20 protein-coding genes are annotated in these 19402 nt (G+C 44.7%); 10 read left to right on the forward strand and 10 right to left on the reverse strand.

Going from position 1 to position 19402, the window contains the following annotated elements; all coding sequences use genetic code 11:
- Window positions 1-71 precede the first annotated feature (71 nt).
- The 3 genes from OZ401_RS07735 to OZ401_RS07745 all read left to right on the forward strand — a co-directional run bounded on the left by OZ401_RS07735 (window position 72) and on the right by OZ401_RS07745 (window position 1968).
- Entirely contained in the window at window positions 72-536 is a 465-nt protein-coding gene (locus OZ401_RS07735; protein ID WP_341467649.1) for a c-type cytochrome, read from the forward strand.
- Between the two features lie 68 nt (window positions 537-604).
- Entirely contained in the window at window positions 605-1210 is a 606-nt protein-coding gene (locus OZ401_RS07740) for an RNA polymerase sigma factor (protein ID WP_341467650.1), read from the forward strand.
- Complete coding sequence (locus OZ401_RS07745) at window positions 1207-1968, forward strand: anti-sigma factor (RefSeq protein ID WP_341467651.1); 762 nt, start codon at window positions 1207-1209, stop codon at window positions 1966-1968. The genes OZ401_RS07740 and OZ401_RS07745 overlap by 4 nt, the downstream gene beginning before the upstream one ends.
- A gap of 215 nt (window positions 1969-2183) precedes the next feature.
- On the opposite strand, the gene OZ401_RS07750 is transcribed toward OZ401_RS07745, so the two are convergent.
- Window positions 2184-3272: a hypothetical protein gene (locus tag OZ401_RS07750; protein WP_341467652.1), complete on the reverse strand. Its 1089-nt coding sequence runs from the start codon at window positions 3270-3272 to the stop codon at window positions 2184-2186.
- Window positions 3273-3623: 351 nt separating this feature from the next.
- Window positions 3624-4376 (reverse strand): GntR family transcriptional regulator, encoded by a 753-nt coding sequence (locus OZ401_RS07755; protein ID WP_341467653.1) that lies wholly within the window; start codon window positions 4374-4376, stop codon window positions 3624-3626.
- A 181-nt stretch (window positions 4377-4557) separates the two neighbouring features.
- Here OZ401_RS07755 and OZ401_RS07760 point away from each other — a divergent pair, with 181 nt between their 5' ends.
- Window positions 4558-6114, forward strand: coding sequence for an L-glutamate gamma-semialdehyde dehydrogenase (locus OZ401_RS07760; protein WP_341467654.1), 1557 nt, complete (start codon window positions 4558-4560; stop codon window positions 6112-6114).
- A gap of 184 nt (window positions 6115-6298) precedes the next feature.
- Here OZ401_RS07760 and OZ401_RS07765 read toward each other — a convergent pair whose 3' ends face one another.
- The 6 genes from OZ401_RS07765 to OZ401_RS07790 form a co-directional block, all read right to left on the reverse strand.
- The gene (locus tag OZ401_RS07765) at window positions 6299-8905 is read right to left on the reverse strand and encodes a hypothetical protein (protein ID WP_341467655.1); all 2607 of its coding nucleotides are present in this window, start codon (window positions 8903-8905) and stop codon (window positions 6299-6301) included.
- A gap of 253 nt (window positions 8906-9158) precedes the next feature.
- Window positions 9159-10124 (reverse strand): hypothetical protein, encoded by a 966-nt coding sequence (locus OZ401_RS07770; protein ID WP_341467656.1) that lies wholly within the window; start codon window positions 10122-10124, stop codon window positions 9159-9161.
- Between the two features lie 443 nt (window positions 10125-10567).
- Complete coding sequence (gene serA / locus OZ401_RS07775) at window positions 10568-12460, reverse strand: phosphoglycerate dehydrogenase (protein WP_341467657.1); 1893 nt, start codon at window positions 12458-12460, stop codon at window positions 10568-10570.
- Window positions 12461-12803: 343 nt separating this feature from the next.
- The gene (locus OZ401_RS07780; protein ID WP_341469864.1) at window positions 12804-13193 is read right to left on the reverse strand and encodes a transposase; all 390 of its coding nucleotides are present in this window, start codon (window positions 13191-13193) and stop codon (window positions 12804-12806) included.
- Window positions 13194-13359: 166 nt separating this feature from the next.
- Window positions 13360-13662 (reverse strand): hypothetical protein, encoded by a 303-nt coding sequence (locus tag OZ401_RS07785; protein ID WP_341467658.1) that lies wholly within the window; start codon window positions 13660-13662, stop codon window positions 13360-13362.
- Between the two features lie 63 nt (window positions 13663-13725).
- A complete protein-coding gene (locus OZ401_RS07790) occupies window positions 13726-13914 on the reverse strand; it encodes an integrase core domain-containing protein (RefSeq protein WP_341467659.1) in 189 nt (62 codons plus the stop codon).
- 181 nt (window positions 13915-14095) lie between these two features.
- Between OZ401_RS07790 and OZ401_RS07795 the strand changes: the two genes are divergently transcribed.
- Both OZ401_RS07795 and OZ401_RS07800 read left to right on the forward strand, forming a co-directional pair.
- Complete coding sequence (locus OZ401_RS07795; RefSeq protein WP_341467660.1) at window positions 14096-14362, forward strand: hypothetical protein; 267 nt, start codon at window positions 14096-14098, stop codon at window positions 14360-14362.
- Complete coding sequence (locus tag OZ401_RS07800) at window positions 14259-16112, forward strand: recombinase family protein (protein WP_341467661.1); 1854 nt, start codon at window positions 14259-14261, stop codon at window positions 16110-16112. Before OZ401_RS07795 ends, OZ401_RS07800 begins: the two co-directional genes overlap by 104 nt.
- 575 nt (window positions 16113-16687) lie before the next feature.
- On the opposite strand, the gene OZ401_RS07805 is transcribed toward OZ401_RS07800, so the two are convergent.
- Together OZ401_RS07805 and OZ401_RS07810 are read right to left on the reverse strand one after the other, a co-directional pair.
- Window positions 16688-17050 (reverse strand): hypothetical protein, encoded by a 363-nt coding sequence (locus OZ401_RS07805; protein ID WP_341467662.1) that lies wholly within the window; start codon window positions 17048-17050, stop codon window positions 16688-16690.
- 317 nt (window positions 17051-17367) lie between these two features.
- A complete protein-coding gene (locus tag OZ401_RS07810) occupies window positions 17368-17781 on the reverse strand; it encodes a helix-turn-helix domain-containing protein (protein WP_341467663.1) in 414 nt (137 codons plus the stop codon).
- A 329-nt stretch (window positions 17782-18110) separates the two neighbouring features.
- On the opposite strand from OZ401_RS07810, the gene OZ401_RS07815 reads away from it, so the two are divergent.
- The 4 genes from OZ401_RS07815 (at window position 18111) to OZ401_RS07825 (ending at window position 19399) form a co-directional block, all read left to right on the forward strand.
- A complete protein-coding gene (locus OZ401_RS07815; protein WP_341467664.1) occupies window positions 18111-18599 on the forward strand; it encodes a hypothetical protein in 489 nt (162 codons plus the stop codon).
- Window positions 18600-18646: 47 nt separating this feature from the next.
- Window positions 18647-18817 carry a helix-turn-helix domain-containing protein gene (locus OZ401_RS25890; RefSeq protein ID WP_425607614.1) on the forward strand — a complete coding sequence of 57 codons (171 nt, stop codon included), beginning with the start codon at window positions 18647-18649 and terminating at the stop codon, window positions 18815-18817.
- A gap of 68 nt (window positions 18818-18885) precedes the next feature.
- Window positions 18886-19107, forward strand: coding sequence for a hypothetical protein (locus OZ401_RS07820; protein ID WP_341467665.1), 222 nt, complete (start codon window positions 18886-18888; stop codon window positions 19105-19107).
- A 43-nt stretch (window positions 19108-19150) separates the two neighbouring features.
- Window positions 19151-19399: a hypothetical protein gene (locus OZ401_RS07825; RefSeq protein WP_341467666.1), complete on the forward strand. Its 249-nt coding sequence runs from the start codon at window positions 19151-19153 to the stop codon at window positions 19397-19399.
- Window positions 19400-19402: the final 3 nt, after the last annotated feature.

Below are 19402 nucleotides of genomic sequence, written 5' to 3' on the forward strand. Positions count from 1 at the left end.
CAGAATAGCTTTGCCGCCATGTTCTAGTAGTTTTGCGGAAAACAAATTAAGAATAGGAGATATACATTTATATGCGATTGAATATCCGTTGGGTCAGCTATATATGGGCTTTGCCCTTGTTTGTCCTTTTAGTGGTAGCCTGTGGCGATAATACGGCAACGCCCGTTCCGCCTGCTACCACCGCTGCGGTTGCTGCAACGCATTCCACCACCACCACCGCTGCGGTTACGACTGCTGCGACTACAACTACTGCTGTTCCTAACCCGACCCTTCCATTACCCACACAGGCAGATACAACCGCTGAGGCAGGAAGACAAGCATTTGCTAAGGTTTGCGCCGGATGCCACCTCGGACAAGGCACGCAAGCGGGAAAAGCGCCAGTACTTGCTCTCAGTACGAATGCTATAAACGCTGATTTTGTTCGCAATCAGGTGCGTAAAGGCGGTAAACTTATGCCTCCTATTAGCACAAGTCGGATTTCGGATGCCGATTTAGAAAACGTGATAGTATATCTCAAAGCGATTCACAAAAGCTAGAAGCTATAAACCAGAAACCAACCTTGCTGCAAAACATAGGTTGGTTATGTTATTTGGAGAGTTTTGGTTTGGGATTTACTGGCGAAACATCTGCTAAAAATATATCGTCTACTACTGGGATAGATGATTTGGTCAAAAGGGCAAGCCGTAGTGACACGGAAGCGCTAGGTGAAATTTACGATCGCTATTCTGGTAGGGTTTATGCTTTCTTGCTCAGATCGGTTGATAAAGAAATGGCGGAAGAATTGCTACAGGATATATTTGTAGTCCTGTGGCAAAAATGTGGCATGTATAATCCTGCCCTTGGCTCATTCGAAGGTTGGTTTTTTACGCTTGTGCGTCATCGCCTTTACGATGCGCTGCCTTCTTATCAAAAAAGACTGAGCCGAGCAGTATCCGCTCAACCCGGTTCGGTAGAATCTCCAATAGATATGTTGGAAAGCAAATTTGATATGGAGGAACATATAATAAAACTTTTCAGAGATGAAGAGATACGAAATGCTTTGAAAGATTTGCCACCTGAGCAACGACAGGCTATTTTGATGACTTATTTTGGTGGTTTGAGCCAGCGTGAAGTAGCTGAAGAACTTAATTTACCGGTAACCACTATTAAGGGACGTGCTAGGATGGGGCTGCAAAGATTGCGTCAATTGTTGCCGGAGCAATTGTTATGAGGTGCGAAAGAGTTTTTGAAATTGAAGATGGCTATCTTCTAGGGAAGTTGGCTAAAGAAGATATGAGCCAGGTGGAGCAGCATTTAAATAAGTGCTTGAGTTGTCGCCAACGTATAAAAGGCTATGAAGAATTGCTGGGTCAGATGTTTGAGGCAGTTGTTCCGGTTAACCCTCCTATCGAGCTACGTACTGCGATACTTGCACATGCTAATGGTGACAGCAAACCTGAAAAAAACCAAAAGAAGCAGTGGAACTGGAATTTCTTTCCAGGCTATTCGCCTGTCTTTGGCTCGGTGGTAGCCGCATTTATGCTCATACTTGCAGCACTTTCAGCCCTGCTGTTTACTCAAGTTCAGGATTTAAACAAGCATATGGAACAAAGCCAGCGTTTGCAAGCTCTAACTTCCTCCCCTGATACTATGATATGGTCAATGACCCAGCCGAATGTGCCCTATAATTCCAATGCTCCGCGTGCCCGGATGTATGCCCGCCCCTCTATGGATATATATCTGGTAACTGCCATTAATATAGTACCTGCTCCAGACGGCAAGATTTACAAATTCTGGTATGACATAGGCGATACACTAGAGTTTGGAGGTAATTTAAACATAGATGAATCTGGAACTGCCAGTATATTGATTAATGATCAGAACAAGGATGCTCTTAATATAACAAGCTGTTTTATTACCCTAGAAAATTTCAACGCAGCACTCAACGCGCCAACTACAGCACCCCTGCTAATTTGGAAAAAGAGCTAATAATAGACTTATGCCGCTTTGCTGTGAAGCTTGCCAAACGGTTCTAAACCAAGAACCACCACTGGTTTCGCGATATTCGAATGGTTAAATTACAACAAAAAGTTTCAGGTTGTTTTCGCAGTCAGGTGGGTAGCAGTTACTTTGCTGTATAAGACGCTATCTTTCCACCATGAAAATGACATGAGAATCCGGTAACATTATAGCAAGCGTTGTACTCAAACGAAATAGTTGATTAAAAACCAGAAAGTACCCCAGCCGTTGACCAGAATCCCCCAGATAACGAGTACAATTCCTATCCGCGATATTTTTTTACCTAGCGCAATCGCTAACAAAATTAGTAATGGCACAATAAAATCTAGGGTAAAGCGATAACCGAACTGAGTCCAGCCCGTATTGTAATAGGTCAATAGCGGAATAAGCAATGTGCCAAGACTAACTAGTGCCCCTATCTCCAATGGGGTAAAGCGGCGCAAGCGTGAAAGATACAATAAAGCTGGCATTGTCAGAAATATGCTCATCCCATGAGTGTCGGGTACAATACTCGGAATTGAAAGATTTAATTGAGGCAACAGCAAAAACAATGCTTCGAAGTTAGCCGGGATAAAATTCAGGTTGAATTGACCGTAAGTATGCAAGTTGTCATAAAGCTTTTTGCTTATATTCTGCTGTAAATATCCAAAATCGGTTGGATTCTCAAAGCGCAAGAAGTTGTACAGTAACAAGCAGGCAACTGCCAATAGCATTGGGATTATTACCGCAAAAGACCATTTGAAAAGTTGCTTTGTTTCTATTTTGCCAATTACTTGTTGTTCCTGTAAGAGACATGCCTCAATTCCAAGCAATAGCGGCAAAGTCAGCGCGATATTAGGGCGTGCTAGTATTGCGATTGCCAAACACGTTCCCACTAACCAAGGTGAAACCCTCTTTAAGCTTAAGAGCGTTGCCAATAATACGAAGGTTAGGGTGCTTATTTGACTGATAAACCATACATCGCCGACTATCGCCAAGTACCAATGAACACTACCTAACCCAAATAAGCAGACTAGCACTAAATTGTCACGGGTGCCTAATTTAGACCAACCCCGTGTCACTAATGTTTCTAGCACCAAATAAACTAGCGTGACATTTAACGCTCCTAGACTTAGGGAGAAGATAGCAGCATTGATTTGCTGAGGACCAAATAATGCAACAAATGGAAGCATCAGCAACGCTGGTAGCGGTGGAAAAGGTACATACCATAGCTCTTTGTAGTGGATAAGGTCAAGGGTATGAAGCGGTTGTTCTAGATACAATTTGCCGTGCAAAAATGCATCTGCTAGATAATTAAAGTAATTGTAAGTCGATTTATAGTTACTTCCTGTTATCAAAAAAGAGGCGAGATAAATTGAGAAAACCCCCTGAAAAACTAGGATAGCGCCTATTTTGGTGCTTGAAAAGAAACCGGTAGAAGATTCTGGCGATAGCGTCATATGTATTTATTAGTCTTTCCGTTCCAAAGCTGATAACACAATAAAATGGCAAGACTTTAACTTGCAACTTTTGTGTACAGGCGATTTTGTCTATATTTCCGGCTAACGAGCAATAAATTGGATTTATTATATATTAGCTCAAAACCTGAAACGAACAAGAGGGAGGAAAGGCATTTATCTACCAGTTTAGGCAGGCGATATGGGTTTTGACGGTACAATGTTGATATTGTGCAGAGAAGGGCTTCTTACCAGCGCTTCCAATACCAGTTGCTGCGAAGCGGTAATATGTTGTACTACCATTTTGTGTGCCGTTTCACCATCTCCGGCAATTAAAGCTTCTACCAGACCTTCATGCTCGGATGATAATTCAGCCCTTCTGGTTTTAAGAATATTGCTGAGATGCAGCACCCGCTCGCTTTCCTCCAACACTTGGCGAACCGCGGCAGCAAGGCGACGATTGCCGGAGGCTTCTGCAACCATTACATGGAAATCGAAGTTTGCACGCCAGTAATTTTCTTCACTTTCAACATCCCCGACATTATAATGCACTTGGCATAGCTCATCCAGTCGTTGCAAGTCAGCAGCTTTAACATGTCCGGCGGCAAGTTGTGCCGCAGTACCTTCCACTATTATTCTGTAAGTGAAAAGGTCTTGCAGATCGCCTAGTGTAATCGGTGTGACCTCGTAGCCATGCCCTCGAATGCTACTCACCAAACCTTCTTGCGCTAATCGTGTTAATGCTTCCCTAATTGGAGTTTTACCGATTCCGGTTTCGCTTACCAGTTGTGCCTCAGTAATACGTTGCCCCGGCTCTAACTCGCAGCGAATTATCCGCCGCTTTAATTCGGTATAAGCGACTTCACTCTGGGAAGAGGTGGCTAACTTTTTCAGAGCTATAGCTACTTCCGGTTGCGTTTCGAGGTATTCTTCCGACTTCATTGGCAATCAATCTCCGTTGATAAAAATCCAGTGTAATAAATATTCAACGTCAGTGTATCAAAATTCCTTTTGAAATACAACAGCAATATTATTTAAGATGACTGTATTGTATTACAACTAGATTTGTGATATATTTCTATCGGATAAAGATTATATTTTTTGATTAAAGGAGATACTGTTCATGCAAATTACCTTGGCTCCCTTTAAAACTGAACCGGGCTTGGACTTTACCCTACCCGCTGAACGGCAGGCTTTTCAGGCAGCGCTTGAAAGTGTACGCGGGAAATTAGGTGCTATCTATCCGCTTTGGATTGATGGGAAGCCCGTTGTGCATGATGAAACCTTCAGTTCAGTGAATCCGGCTCATCCCGATGAAATTATCGCAAAGCATGTAGCTACTCGCTCTGAGGATGTGGAAGCGGCGATTGCGGCGGCAGAAAAAGCATTTCCCCTGTGGTCGGCTACTTCGATACAGGAGCGTCTGACTTATATGCACCGGGCAGTTGCAGAACTCCGACGCAGACGTTATGAACTGGACGCATTGATGGTGCTGGAGCTTGGAAAAACATGGGATGAAGCCGATGGCGAAATAGCCGAAGCAATTGACCTGTTTGAGTGGTATGGGCGGCAAATCCTGAAATTTGAACAGCCGCAGCAGCTTACACCGTCGGATGGTGAGGATTTTTCTTTCTTCTATATTCCGCTTGGGGTAGGCGCAGTTATAACTCCTTTTAATTTCCCGCTTGCCCTGACTATCGGGATGGCTTGGGGCGCGATAGTAACCGGCAATACTGTGGTGATAAAACCCACCGATTCAGCCGCTACCGTTGTGGCATGGCTGTTTGAAATATTTAATACCATTGGTCTTCCCGCCGGAGTTGCAAATCTTGTTACCGGACCGGGAATTGCCAGTGGTCAACAATTGGTAGCGCATCCGCGTATTCGCTTTATTGCTTTTACCGGTTCAAAAAGAGCGGGCGTTAATATCTATGAGAACGGCGCAAAGTTACAGCCGGGGCAAAAGTGGTTTAAAAGGATTCAAATGGAGCTTGGCGGGAAAAATGCCATTATCGTAGATGAAACCGCCGATTTGGATGCCGCTGCCGATGGTTTAATCGCCAGCGCCTTTGGGTTTCAGGGGCAACGTTGCTCCTCTGCCGAGCGGGCGGTGGTAGTGGAAAGCGTCTATGACACGCTTCTCGAAAAGGTGGTGGAACGCGCCAAAAAGCTTAAAGTAGCAGACCCGATAAACCCTGAAACACAGCTTGGTCCTTTAATTGATGAAATAGCCCAGCAAAAGTTTTTCAACTATGTAGAATTGGGCAAAAAAGAGGGCAAGTTAGTTCTTGGTGGTGGTAAGCCCTTTACGACTGGCTATTTCGTAGAGCCTACCATCTTCTCTGAGGTTGCGCCTACCGCTCGTATTACTCAAGAAGAAGTGTTTGGACCTTTCTTAGCCTTTATTCGAGCGCGGGATTTTGATGATGCGCTGGCAATTGCCAATGATACTGAATATGGCTTGACCGGTTCGGTGTACAGCCGAGACCGCTCGCGCTTGGAACGCGCCCGCCGCGAATTTCATGTTGGCAATCTCTATTTTAACCGCAAATCTACGGGGGCTTTGATGGGCGTTGCACCTTTTGGCGGTTTCAATATGAGCGGAACTGACACCAAAGCTGGCGGACCCGACTACCTGCAATTTTTCCTGCAAGGCAAAACCGTAGGAGAAACACTGTAGTTCTATATTTACGCTAACAAAATTTGAACTTTTGCAAAGGGAAGCTGGAAGAAATAGCTTCCCTTTTTTGTTTTGCTATCTTACAGATTATAAAACTTCTCGCTAACGGAAATCAGTTTTCTTGCAAAGTCGAAAGTACTGTAAGGTTCAGTTCAAGTTTTATTATTTTTGTACAAACTTGAGCTTAGCTTTGCCGGAACTTCGAGATACGGTCATTGACCACATCGACAATATACAAATTGCCCTGCCCATCCACTGCTGCCCCCGACACTGCTTTAAAATTACCGTTCAAATCGGCGGAATAAGTCCAGCGACTCAGGAAATTACCTGCACCATCGAATTTATCCATATACAAATTGCCATTATTGAAGATATACAGGTTGCCCTGATTATCCGTAGTTATGGCATGCGGTCTGTTAAATTGACCGGGATTATCACCATTTTCGCCCCATTGCAGCAATGGCTTAAAAAACAAATCAGTTTTCAGGATACGGTTGTTTTCCTCATCGGTGAAATAGAGGTGCCCATCCCGATCAAGCGCGATATTATTGGAGGAAAGCAAAGAACCGTTGGTACTACCAAGCCCACCCCATAGCTGTAGGAAGTGACCCTCTGCATCGAATTTCTCGATGCATTTAATCTGTCCGTCTAATACATATACAACACCAGACTTATCTACCGCTACGCTATTAGGAAAGGCTAGAGTACCTTGGCAATCGGCGTTGCCAACTGGTTCGTTACCCCACTTGAACAGGAAATGACCCTGCCCATCAAACTTCTGGATGCGGTGATTAACCGCATCAGCCACATACACATTGCCTATGCCATCTACTGCCAGACTCCCCACTCCTCCGAACTGACCATCTCCGCTGCCAGCGTTGCCCCACTTGAGTAGAAAATTACCCTGTGAATCGAACTTCTGCACTCGGAAGTTGCCCGTATCAAACACGAACAAATTCCCGGCGCTGTCCACTGCCACCCCACCGGGTCTTCTGAATTGCCCATCCTCGCGCCCGTAAGTGCTGAAGTATGATATTAACTTGCCTTGCCGATCGAGTTTGTAAACCCACGCTCTCTCACCATCGGTAAAATAAATCTGACCTTGTCTGTCCTCTGCAACCCGGTTAACCCGAGGAGATGAACCATCTTGTGGGTCGGTCAGATTGCTGCCAAGATGCTCTAGCAATTTCCCATTGGTATCGTAACGGTCAAGCCCCACCAACAAATGACCTTGACCCTCATAAACAAACCCCGGCACAGTATTAGACACTCCGGCTTCCCACTTGAGCAGAAAATGACCCTGTGCATCAAACTTTTTTATATAAATCAGCGCCACATGTGATTGGCTGTTTAAATCCAACACATAAAGATTACCCTGCTCATCCGTTGCAAGCTGGACAGACGTATTAAACTGGCTATCTGAGGGTCCCTTATTGCTCCAAGCTCCCAAGAAATGACCGTTGCCATCAAACTTCTGTACTCGCGAAGAATCTAGTACATACACATTGTTTTGCGCATCCGTTACCACGCTACGGGGAGAATTAAACTGACCGTTGCCGCTTCCCGCGCTGCCCCACTTGAGCAGGAAGTGACCCTGTGCATCGAACTTTTGAATATTTTGCCAAGATGAGTCTACCGCATAAAGATTGTCCTGCGTATCTATAGACAAGCCTAACAATGAGGTGAACTGCCTATCTTGTGTACCTGTGCCACCGAACTGCACCTGTGGGTGTCCTGCGTTATCGTATTTGATAATCCGGTTGCTGTAGTCACCCACATAAGTATAGCCATGGCTGTCGATGGCTATATAAGCCGGATACTGGAGAGCGTTATAATCCTTGCCGAACTCGTTAAGTCGCTCGAATTTGGTCGGAACTGCGGGGTATGGGTTGTTGAGCTGATAACGCCAACGGTAATAATGCTGCCCAACATTGCCCATCTCCACCTTGAAGCCTTCTGGGTTATCTGGAGTGTAGGTTAGTACACGTCGCTCAAACAGTTGCACCAACACATCTTTTTCTGAGCCAGCCACTATCGCCCTAGTCCACAAAGGGTCGGTTACAGGTCGCCCCAAAACATAGGTGGGATTGCCAAAAAACAGAGCGCCTTGCTCAAAACTTGCGCCGTTCCAGATAGTTCCGACCTTATTGGCATACTCCACAAAAACATTGGCTACATTGTGGTAAGTGAGGGAATCATATGCCGCAATAGTAACCTGTGCTGGAGGAGAAAACTCACTAACCTGTCCGGCTCGATCAATACGGGAAGTGACCAAACTACCGATGGCGCTTGGTTTAGCCTTGTCGCTGCCTTGAGTTGTAATCACAGAAGCGAAACTGGCATAAGTGGGGGCGATGGTATTGCTATTGCCGTCGTTGGGGTCACCCACGACTTGTACCTGACTTGGTGCGAAGATGGCGTACTGATTGTCCCCATCCTGACGGTAACCCGTCACCAATTCTTTGACCAACAGCCCGGTAGTAACATAGAAAAGGTCGTTGGCGTTAGCGTCGGGATTATTGACTTCCATGCGGGCTTTATCGAAATACTGTACCGTGCGGGTGCCGCCGTTGTAGCCTTCACGAGTAATACCTTGTGCCTCCTGCACAACCGGACCCCAAGTGTAGCCGCGACCGCTGAGGGGAAATTCCTCTACCGGTTTATCAATCCTGTTCCACACCTTGTCGAAAGCCCCGTCGTTAAAGCCAGAAATGGCACAGACTGGCAGCGTGGGAAACAAACTGAAAAGCACAAATAGCAGCACAAAGAAAGATACAGTATTTCGATTCATTGCGCGTTAGTCCTTATTAACAGAAGTGACAGTGATGATTTAGCATGTTACTAATAAAAAGACGAATAGAATTAAATAAAGTTTCAGCCTTCTTTTGCTTAGTACAGTTCTTTGAAAATAAACCAAAGGTTATCAAATCTGTAAAAGGAGATCGGTGTAAGTCCATTTGAAAGGCTCTCTTAAATCGCACAAAAGGCAAGGGTTTTATTCCTTGCCTTCTAGTTTACATAAATAGTAACTTTGTGATTATATATTACGCCGAAGTAGCGCAACCACCTATCGCGTTACTCCAGATCGGTTGTACTGCGTAATTGTTGCCACCCAGAGAGATGTTAGCTGAAGAGGCGCTCCAAGCGCATTTGTCTCCATTTTCAGCCCCGGAAGAATCCCACCAACCGGCGTTAGTACCGGACGGGTGCGGGTCGCTAACCGCTTCAACAAATTCATGACCACCCACGATAGAGAAACCGTCAAAGTAGCCATGACCAAAAGAGTCGTTGGTTTTGTTGACAAAGTTTGCGCCGCAAGTAGAGCCAACACTTGGCACATAGGGCATATAAGCGTAGGCTACCTGATTTGAGCCACTGGTAGTTACATCGTGCCATGCGCACCATTGAGTACCAAAGCCACTCATATTGCGTCCAGATGGGGTGAATACAAAGTAAATTGCCTGCGGGTCATAACCGCCAAAATGCGCCATCGAGCGTAAAGCCGCACTGGCAATATTAGCCTGAGTCGGGCGGCTAGGAACTGAAGTGGTATCCACCCATTCCCCTTTAAGTTGCCCGGCTGGGTTGGTTATGTGTGTACCGCTGGAGCCACAACTTGTACTTCCCTTGGTAATACCCATACAATACTGGTTATCCACATTGTTCCAGCTACTGCCACCTACGTTGCCAAAGAAGCCTCTGATATAAGTTTGCGCAGTTGCACTGGTATAACCTCCGGTGGTGAAACCCGTATTCCATTGGGTTCCCCACCAGCTTATATAAACTTTGGAAGCGGTAAGAATTTGTCCGCCTTGATATATTAAAGGAGTCCCGGCAGCCTTGATGGCAGTGGTAGCCCCTTTGTAAACCCGCATATATGAGGCTGATGCGCTAAGGCTGTCATCATCCTTTGCCAGCGCTACCATGTTGGTAGTGATCAGTAACGCTATTGATAATGAGAAAGCCGCAAATAAGCGAGCTTTTCTGCGATTACCTGAGAAAAATCCCATCGCTTTACCTCCGAATTCAATATGTGCACAACAGTGTATTTAATCTTAAAATTCAATATCCCCTGCAAGGTAAAAGCCAGCTTAGTTTTAGATGTCAGAGTTAACTTTAGCTAGGCAGGAAAAACTGGTATTCAAAAACAATAGTTTATCAAAAGGCGACTAATTATTAGCACGTAGTAAATTAACCGTGTCTTTTGCTTTAAATAGGTTTTCAGGGTATTTCAGATGATCCAATTACGGGTTAGTGTTATATTTATACTTCAATCTTGAGGTAAAAGCAATAGGTTTTCACGGATTTATTAATATTTGATTAATGACATTTATATAAAATACTTTACATTGACTTTTACATAGCATTTTTAAATTGATAGGTAGCGTACTAATAAAAAAGTACCCGGATACTTATAATGTTTCCGGGTACTGGAACTCTCTTAAAATAAGGATTAGAATAGCACTCTGAATTTGATGGTGTTGGGAATACTAACCAATTCCTGAACCACTTTATCTGAGTAAGTGCTGCTCACATCGGTAATTACGTAGCCTATTTCCTCGTTAGTTTTCAAATACTGCCCGATGATGTTCAAGTTATTATTTGCCATTATCGAGTTGATACGCGCCAGAATGCCCGGTACATTCTGATGCACATGAATTAACCTGTGACCGGATAGCAGGGTGGGAAGGTTAATATTAGGGAAGTTAACACTCAAGGTAGTATCGCCGTTGTCCACATAATTGCTTAGTTTATTGCTGACGAAATCGGCAATATTTTGTTGAGCTTCGATGGTACTTCCGGCGATATGAGGAGTTAGGATGACATTCGGCAACCCTTGAAGCTCACTTACAAAGGGGTCTCGGTTACTTTTAGGTTCTTCTGGGAACACGTCAACGGCTGCGCCTTTAATGGTTTTATCCTTTAAAGCTTTTACCAGCGCTTTTAGATCTACCACCGAACCGCGACTGGCATTAATAAATATTGCATCCTGCTTCATCATTTTGAATTCAGGGGTACTGATAATGTTATTGTTGGATTTTCGCCCATCTACGTGTACTGACACTATATCGGCTATTTCAAGCAGCTCATCCAAGGAACGACAGGCTTTAGCGTTGCCCAGCGCGAGTTTATCCACGATGTCGTAGAAATATACGTCCAATCCCAGACTTTCAGCCAGCACTGATAACTGTGATCCGATGTTACCATAGCCGATCAGTCCAAGCTTTTTGCCTCGAATTTCGCGCGAACCGTCCGCAGATTTTTCCCACACTCCCCGGTGCATTTTTTGACTCTTATCAAACACATCTCGGCTTAGCATAATAATTTCGCCGATTGTAAGCTCAACAACTGAGCGGGTGTTGCTATAGGGTGCGTTGAAAACAGCGATACCTTTGCGGGTTGCGGCTTCAAGGTTTATCTGATTAGTACCGATACAAAAAGCCCCGATGGATAACAGACGGTTAGCGTTATTGAGAACTTCCTCAGTAAGCTCTGTTTTGGAGCGAATACCTATAATAGAAACATTTTTAATCTCGTTTATCAGTTCCTCTTCGCCCATTGCCCGGTCGTAAGTTTTGACATCGTAACCCTGCTTTTCGTAGTATTCGGCGGCGCGTTGGTCGATTTTTTCGAGCAATAACACTTTCATCCGGCTTTTAGGGTAAGATTGCGATCTAGGCAGTTTCAAGCGATACAGAAACTCGTCAAAATCAGGGGCTTCATAATCGGCTAGTTTAACCAAACCTTCGCGCCTGACATTTTCGGTATACGCGAAAAAGGATTTTGCTAAACCACGCTCTTTTATCTGGTAGTCGCTATAGCGAGAGCCGATTGCATAAACCTCCCCTTGCAAACGAAGTGCCTGCATGGCTTTTACCTTGCCCTGATTTTGGGATAGCAGGTTATTTTCATCATACCCGATGGCATCTCCGTTATCATCAAAAATAAAGGTATTTGCCAGAACATGGCTTTCACTAATACCGTATGTTGCCACTACCGGGGCGATATACTCCTTAAAACCGCTTGAAACGATGTATATCTGCTCACTGTATTCCTTGAAAAAATGTTTGTTCCTTGCAAAAGAGGGGCTGATTTGTTTATTCAGCGCCGTAACAAGCGTCTTTATATGTTTCCGGTTTGGAAAAAATAAACTTGTACGTTGTGCAAGGGAGTCTTGATAAGATATTTCGCCCTCTTTTTCTAATTGGGTTAAGTGCTTAATCCGGTCGAGTAGCCCGTTGCGATCGGGTCTGCTTTTCAACACGATCCGCGCCAATTCTTCTAGGGCATCAACTGTTACAAATGTGGTGTCGAAATCAATGACATAGAAATGATTATTTTTCATCAGAAATACCTGTGCCTGTTTCTCCTGTGTTTAATTTGGGATACTGCTTCGTCGGGCAATCAAAACTTGCTGTTCACTACTGTACGATTTGGAAATATTCTCCTCTCAGTTCGAGTTTGTACAAACTCCAGCTAAGCTCGGCTTTGCCCAAATTAACGGAATGTTAATTCTTTTGACCTAGCAGCAGTGGCGCGATAATTTCCCACTCAGTATCTTTACTATTAGCGGTTCTTTTACTCATTGCCTTAAGTTTACCAGATTTGCTCATTCTTAACCACAATTATTAGAACGTTCTAAGCTCGGCTTATATAATAGTTTTGAAGAAAGAAGCCATCGTAGTTTGTCAAGCCACCTGAGCAACCAATGGTAACTCTTTGGCCACAAACTTAGCACCGATCCAGACTTTTTTCGGGTCGAAGGTGCTGTCGTTCTTTAACAAAGAGTAAGCTGTGATTAACATCTTACGCATAACCGCCATCAATGCACTGCGCCCATTCATGCCACGCTTCCTTAATTCGCGGTAATAGTCCCCAAAGGCAGATACTTTAAGACGCAAACTGACTAATGCCGCCATGTATAACAGGCGCCGCAACCGACCACTGCCACGCTTGGAAAGTTTCACCTTGCCTTTCCATTTTCCGCTTTCCTTCACGGTTAAATCTAGCCCAGCGTAGGCCACCACCTGATTACAATTGGTAAAACGTCCAACTTCGCCTAGCTCTGCCTGTATGATTTTATAATTTCAACACCAGGGACTGTTCGGAGTAATTCGTAACCACCTTAGCAATTAGCACCTTAAAATAATAAGCCTAAAGCCGCTGCTAATTCCAGTTTTGAGGGCAGCTTAAGCCTAGTTCCGGCTAAAACTCTTTAGCTTACAATATTCTTTTCCTGCTGGGCTAACTCTGCCGCGCTTCCGTTTGGGCTTCTTCCTTGATAAGCTGCAAATACTCTGCCTGTCCCAGTTCCTGCCCTACCAACCCTTTGATCCCCACTCGTTTTATCACTTTATCCTTTTGCCAGACTACAAACTCCTTTGAGTGGGCTGCTACCTCCAGATTTACATACTTTCCTACCCACTCCTGCCCTAAATAGTAAAATCGTTTCCCCAGCGTTACCGCGCCATTACTTTGCGCTTTGCGCACAAAACGGCGTTTGTCTACCGCCAGGAGCCAGCGGTCAGGGTCAATCAACAGCGGCAAGGTTGGTAGTGCCGGTAGAGTGGGAAAGGCTACTCTGGGCGGCTTGTTTTTACAACTGAGCCCTTATTCCCAGTTGTAATGCTCTTTGAAAGCTTTGGTAACCTCGTTCACTTCCGCCAAGTTCTGAGGCTGATACACTTTAAGACACTCCTCCCCGTAAGCACGGTGGTAGCGTTCGACAAATGCGTTCAAATCGGGACGATGAGGGGGACATATGTTAACTTTTACCCCGATACAATGCCAGAACTTCACAAAAGCTGAAGGGAAATCCCGTCCAATGGGTTCATCATAAATGACAAGTTTTGCCTGAGCCGGTTCCTTAAAATTATTTTCTTTAGAGCCGCTAGGTCAAAAAAGTGATGGTTCATTCCATCCTGTTTTCTAGTAGGATTAGTAATTCTTGCTATGTTTCTAGAAAAGAGGAGGGTTATCAATGGCTAAACCAACTTGGAAAGTTTCTCGCCAACTAATTACTATTGCTTATGCTCAAGCACGTTGGGATCAAGCTTATCAAAATTTAGTGCAGTGGTCACTTGAACTTGAACAATCACAGACTGGGCTGCAGGAGAAAAATACATTGGATATGAAAGGGGCTGATGATGAGAATAGCAGTGTATATCCGAGTATCCACTCAGCGCCAAGCCGAGGCGCAGACAATCGAACAGCAACTGAGTTGCCTTCAGACCTTTTGCCAGAGTAAAGAGTGGAGTTGGCCTCCTGCCTTTATCTTTCGAGATGATGGTTACAGTGGGGCTACCCTTAAAAGACCAGGGTTAGATAGTTTGCGAGATTTTGCTGCTCGGGCAAGTTTCGATCTGCTGCTGATTACAGCTCCAGATCGGTTGGCTCGCAAATATGTTCACCAAATGTTGCTGGTGGAAGAATTGGAAAAACTGGGATGCCAATTACAGTTTGTGGAGCATCCCCTGAGTCAGGATCCTCACGACCAACTCTTACTACAAATCCGCGGGGCTGTGGCAGAATACGAGCGGAGCCTGATCGCTGAAAGGATGCGGCGAGGGCGACTGCACAAATTTCAGACCGGGGCTTTACTTCCCTGGACCAGTCCTCCGTTTGGCTATCGAATGGGATTGGCACACCCGCGTGATCCAGCTGGTTTACATTTAGAACCAACTGAAGCTGCTATTGTAGCCGAAATCTTCCAACGTTACCTGCAACCACAACAGAGTTTATGGGGGCTGGTCAATTATTTTACCAAAATAGGTCTCCCCACTCCTAGTGGGAAAGCCCGTTGGAATAAAACTTCTCTGCGCTGGATCTTGACTAACCCGGTCTATAGCGGTACAGTTTTTGCCCAAAGGAGTTGCCATCAACCCGCCCGTAAGCGTTATTCCGCTATGATACCAGTTGGAAAAAATAATACGACCCTTAAATGGCGTCCTTCAGAAGAATGGATCGAGGTCTGCCAGGTAGAAGCCATTGTAACAAAGGAACAATTTGAACAAGTGCAGAACAAATTGCGGAAAAATCAGCTGGAAGCCTCCCGCAACAATACAACCCACCAATATTTATTGCGGGCGATGTTAAGTTGTGGTAGTTGTAAACGAGCTTTTCATTGCCGAAGCGCTAAGGGGCGAGGGTATTATGTTTGTGATGGTAAAAAAATGCTGACCCAAACCGGAATGGACGCGAAATGTACCATTTCACGCTGTCCTCACACTCAACAACTAGATGAACTGGTCTGGCAAGATTTATGCGCCTTACTCCAAGATCCTGGAATACTAAAACAGGCCCTTGAGCGGGCGCAGAGTGGAGAATGGTTACCCCAAGAATTACAAAGCCGTCAGGCTAATTTGCATAAAGCCATTGCCAAACTAGGTAACCAGATCGAGCGATTGACAGAAGCTTATCTGGCCGGGATCCTCCTATTGGAGGAATACAAACGCCGACGTGCTGAGTTTGAGCAACGTCAGGCTAGCATAAATGAGCAGCTCAAGGAATTAAGCGCCAGTAGCGCCCGTCATCTAGAAGTGGTCAAGGTAGCTCAGAACTTAGAGGAATTCTGTCATCGTATAGCCAGTAGTTTAGAGCAAGCCAATTTTGAACAGAAACGTCAACTGGTCGAATTACTAATCGACCGAATAGTAATAACTGGGGAAGAGGTGGAGATCCACTATGTGGTCCCCACTACCCCTGCCAGCGAACAGGTGCGTTTTTGTTATTTGCGTTCAACCTATACCACTATGACTGCCTACAAACCTGGGATCACGGTCAAAAGTTATTCCTTTAGGCAGCCCGGTTTCTTTGAGGATCTCAATCACGGTTTCGAGGACCGTGTAGGCATTAAAATCCTCTCTGGCTACTGCGGCGACCAACAAAGAAGTGCCGGTATCGATCAGGTTAAACACCTCGACCAGATGTTGCTTTTTCCCTTCCGGTCCGATAGTCACAGTGGAAGCATCCTTGAAATCGAGTTGGATTTCAGCTAGAGGCTCAGGACGAGCTACAGGCTTGGGGGGTGGGGGTGTGAAATGGATAATTCTGGAGAATTTAACCAAGATTTTCCAGATGGCGCTGGCAGAGGAAAGTGGTTTTACGCCATTCTCTGCCAGCACTTTGTCTTTAGCCAGGTAATAACTAATGGCTTTGGGACCGGGAGTACGTTTGAGATTGTCAGGCGGATGATCCCTGATATCGAGGATACGCTCCACTAGGAGTGGATTTGGTGTGGGAAAGGGTGATTTACGCCCCCGTTTAAGGCTGATCAAAACGGAAGGGTCATCAGATGGTGCATTTTTGAGGCGGTTGCACCATTCTTTGACCCAGGAGAGGGAACGGTTAAGGGCGAAAGCCAGTTGGGAATGGTTCCAGTCGGGTTGGTCGCGGAGTAAGAGACGCAGATTGGCACGGTCTGCCTGTCTTTTTTCTTCACAATCGAGCACTTTGCTACCCTCCACAAACAACAGTTGATAACAATTGTGGACAAGAGTAAGCGAAAATACCAGCGTTGTGAAGTGGTGGTTACGAATTACTCCGAACAGTCCCTGGTGTTGAAATTATAAAATCATACAGTTCGACCATACGAGGCGATAGAAGCGGGAGACAAGTCTTTACCCGTTTTATTGTGGTGTGGCGCGACAATGCCCCATCGGTCGGGGTGGTGTTCCCGGAGATAGACCACGAACTCGGTCGCCATTTGAGTGGTCATATTTTTGGGATGCGCCCCGGCTTCCCGGTAATATCCCTTATCTTTGTACCACCACAAGAACTTATTAAGTTTATCGTTATAATCTAGGAGTGTTTTATCGGTCAGCCCATTAGCTCGGCAATAATCAAGCCATTGGTTAATTAAACCCAAAAAAGGGCAAGGTGAAATGCCCCGCATTGCGGAATTGAATTTCGTAGTATCAGTGGTTTTAGGTTGCATTTTTCCCCCTGAAAATCAGTGGGAAGGGATGCGTTCTGACCTTTGCAATGGGCTTGAGATGGGTCGCCAGAGACTTGAACTCTGAACCCACTGATTAAGAGAAAGTATGCTTGTAATGGTACGAAACACGCCTACTCAAGCTCAGTTCACAAACCCTTTTGCGCCATATAGACCAGTGATTTTCGTAATATCAGTGGGTTATAAGACATTTCCTAATCTGATTTATATAATACCTGTTCGTTTGTTACCGGGATTTAGAATTTACAGAGGTTGAGCAAGTTTAGTAGGACATACCCGATGCAATGTCCTACTGACAGTTAGCCTACTTTTTTACCGTTAGTCACTGGCTTATCTTTCAAACCAGTCTGGATTACAGCCACAACTGCCCTCTGATATTGCGGGGCAATGTTGTTCAAGGTCTCGGCTGTTACCAGTGTTCTTAGGTCTGGATTAAGGATATTGTTTCTAGAATCTTCTGGTCTCACACTGCTCCTATAACCTGCTAGGGCAAGCAGATGGTCGGGGTCGTGTTTGAAATACTGTGCCAACTTAGTTAGAGTTTTAGGGGCTGGTAGTCGCTTACCATTGAGCAAATTTGAGATTGCGCCACTACTGATTTCACTATACTCGGCGAGTTGGTTTACGCCCAAATTCTGCTCAAGCATTTTCTTCTGAACCCACAACCTGATAGCGTCTTTAGGACTCACGTCCTTTTGATTGTCGCTATTCATTTTTACCTCCATAACAAACATCTCATCAATGTGCAGCTTACTAAAAAGTTGGATGTTCTAACCTCTAACCGTAACTTTTATTGTTCATAATTCTACAGTAAATATTCACAGTAGTAAACAACAAATGTGAAATAGGTATAAGCAACCGAAACGTTTTATATTCATCTGTGAACACTTTTATTAAAATTGGATTAAAATTGTAATGTGAATTGTAATCTGGAATATCTTTACAACTTCACACAGTCTGGATATAATATATACAGTGGTGAACGTGATATTAACAGGTATATACAGTCTTAAGCTAATATTTAGTATTTTGAGCGTGGGAAATGAAGATAACGACTACCTTCTTTGAAGAAGTAGAGAAGCAAGGCATAAATCTAAGAGCCATACCGAACGGCTACAGCTACAATTACCTGCTTGTATTGAAAAGTGGTATAAGAGCAATCCCTAGAAGTAAGAGATTGCACAAGTGGATGAGCAGCGTAGTAGGGAAGCCGATTGATGAAATCATAAAGTATGAATATGAGGCTGGCGATGACCCGGAGAAGTGGGGAACGCACTTATGGAGCATACTTGAGAGCAAGGGTATCACCTTAACCCAAGCCACAGGTAGGTACAGCCTTTCCTACCTGTCAATGTTGCGGAGTGGTAAGAGAACCTTACCAGTAGCCGATGAAGGTGTGAAATTCCGAAAGTGGGCTTCGGAGCTATTAAATATGCCAGAAGCCGATATTTTTTTTAGATTGCCGTTCACTGACAAAAATGTAATCAACCCGATAGTGAACACACTTGAAAATAGATTGGTTCAATCGTAGTTATGAAAGGAGTAGTAAGCCACCCGATAGATAGAAAGTTAATCGAAATGGGTCAAACCAGACGTTGGTTAGCTGAACAGACAAGGTTATCTCACACGACAATTAGACGCTATTGCACTTGGCAAGTAAGGATACGCCCTAACAATCGGCAGACCCGGAGAATTTGCGATGCGTTAGGGGTCACACTTAATTACCTTGTGGGAATAGGAACGAATTAAGCGTTTTAGTGGATAGGGGCAGTTTGCAGTGCTGCCCTTTATAGCCTTAAGGGGATAACGAATGCAGTATGGGAACCGTAAGCAAGAAAATAATGGAAAGGGTCAAAGACCTTGAACACGGTATATCAAAAAGTGATGTGTTATCGGTTTATGTTGCAATCGGTGAGGTAGTTGGGGAGAAATTAGTCTTCACCGAACGCGACATAAAAAATATCGCTACGTGGCTAGATATTCCAATGTGGAGAGTGGATATAGCCATAAAAGTATTACTAAATAACAATCTGCTTTAACAGGTATCGTCAATAAGCAAAAGTTAAGAAGGGAGAATGAACTATGAGCAACACAGACACTATCAAGGTAGTGGACAGGCGCAGACATGGTGGCTTCATTGTGACCAACGACTTGGTAGAAATATATGGAAGCCTGATAGGAGTTATAGGTGTATCGGTATTTATCGCCATCCAGACCTTGAATGATATGGGTGAAGCGATAGATAACACCCGGATTGCTAATCTGCTTGCCATAAGCCCCGCAATGGTAGCAAGCGCGATTGAAGCACTGGAAATATATGAACTGATTTAGAGA

The organism is Candidatus Chlorohelix allophototropha, from assembly GCF_030389965.1.
GTDB classification, from domain to species: Bacteria; Chloroflexota; Chloroflexia; order Chloroheliales; family Chloroheliaceae; genus Chlorohelix; species Chlorohelix allophototropha.

Bases quoted from the DNA above. Each gene is read 5' to 3' on its own strand.
- OZ401_RS25890 (WP_425607614.1), top strand. From the start codon at position 18,647: ATGGGTCAAACCAGACGTTGGTTAGCTGAACAGACAAGGTTATCTCAC.
- OZ401_RS07810 (WP_341467663.1), bottom strand. From the start codon at position 17,781: ATGAATAGCGACAATCAAAAGGACGTGAGTCCTAAAGACGCTATCAGG.
- OZ401_RS07765 (WP_341467655.1), bottom strand. From the start codon at position 8,905: ATGAATCGAAATACTGTATCTTTCTTTGTGCTGCTATTTGTGCTTTTC.
- OZ401_RS07760 (WP_341467654.1), top strand. From the start codon at position 4,558: ATGCAAATTACCTTGGCTCCCTTTAAAACTGAACCGGGCTTGGACTTT.
- OZ401_RS07745 (WP_341467651.1), top strand. From the start codon at position 1,207: ATGAGGTGCGAAAGAGTTTTTGAAATTGAAGATGGCTATCTTCTAGGG.
- OZ401_RS07825 (WP_341467666.1), top strand. From the start codon at position 19,151: ATGAGCAACACAGACACTATCAAGGTAGTGGACAGGCGCAGACATGGT.
- OZ401_RS07805 (WP_341467662.1), bottom strand. From the start codon at position 17,050: ATGCAACCTAAAACCACTGATACTACGAAATTCAATTCCGCAATGCGG.
- serA (WP_341467657.1), bottom strand. From the start codon at position 12,460: ATGAAAAATAATCATTTCTATGTCATTGATTTCGACACCACATTTGTA.
- OZ401_RS07795 (WP_341467660.1), top strand. From the start codon at position 14,096: ATGGCTAAACCAACTTGGAAAGTTTCTCGCCAACTAATTACTATTGCT.
- OZ401_RS07735 (WP_341467649.1), top strand. From the start codon at position 72: ATGCGATTGAATATCCGTTGGGTCAGCTATATATGGGCTTTGCCCTTG.
- OZ401_RS07820 (WP_341467665.1), top strand. From the start codon at position 18,886: ATGGGAACCGTAAGCAAGAAAATAATGGAAAGGGTCAAAGACCTTGAA.
- OZ401_RS07755 (WP_341467653.1), bottom strand. From the start codon at position 4,376: ATGAAGTCGGAAGAATACCTCGAAACGCAACCGGAAGTAGCTATAGCT.
- OZ401_RS07815 (WP_341467664.1), top strand. From the start codon at position 18,111: ATGAAGATAACGACTACCTTCTTTGAAGAAGTAGAGAAGCAAGGCATA.
- OZ401_RS07800 (WP_341467661.1), top strand. From the start codon at position 14,259: ATGATGAGAATAGCAGTGTATATCCGAGTATCCACTCAGCGCCAAGCC.
- OZ401_RS07770 (WP_341467656.1), bottom strand. From the start codon at position 10,124: ATGGGATTTTTCTCAGGTAATCGCAGAAAAGCTCGCTTATTTGCGGCT.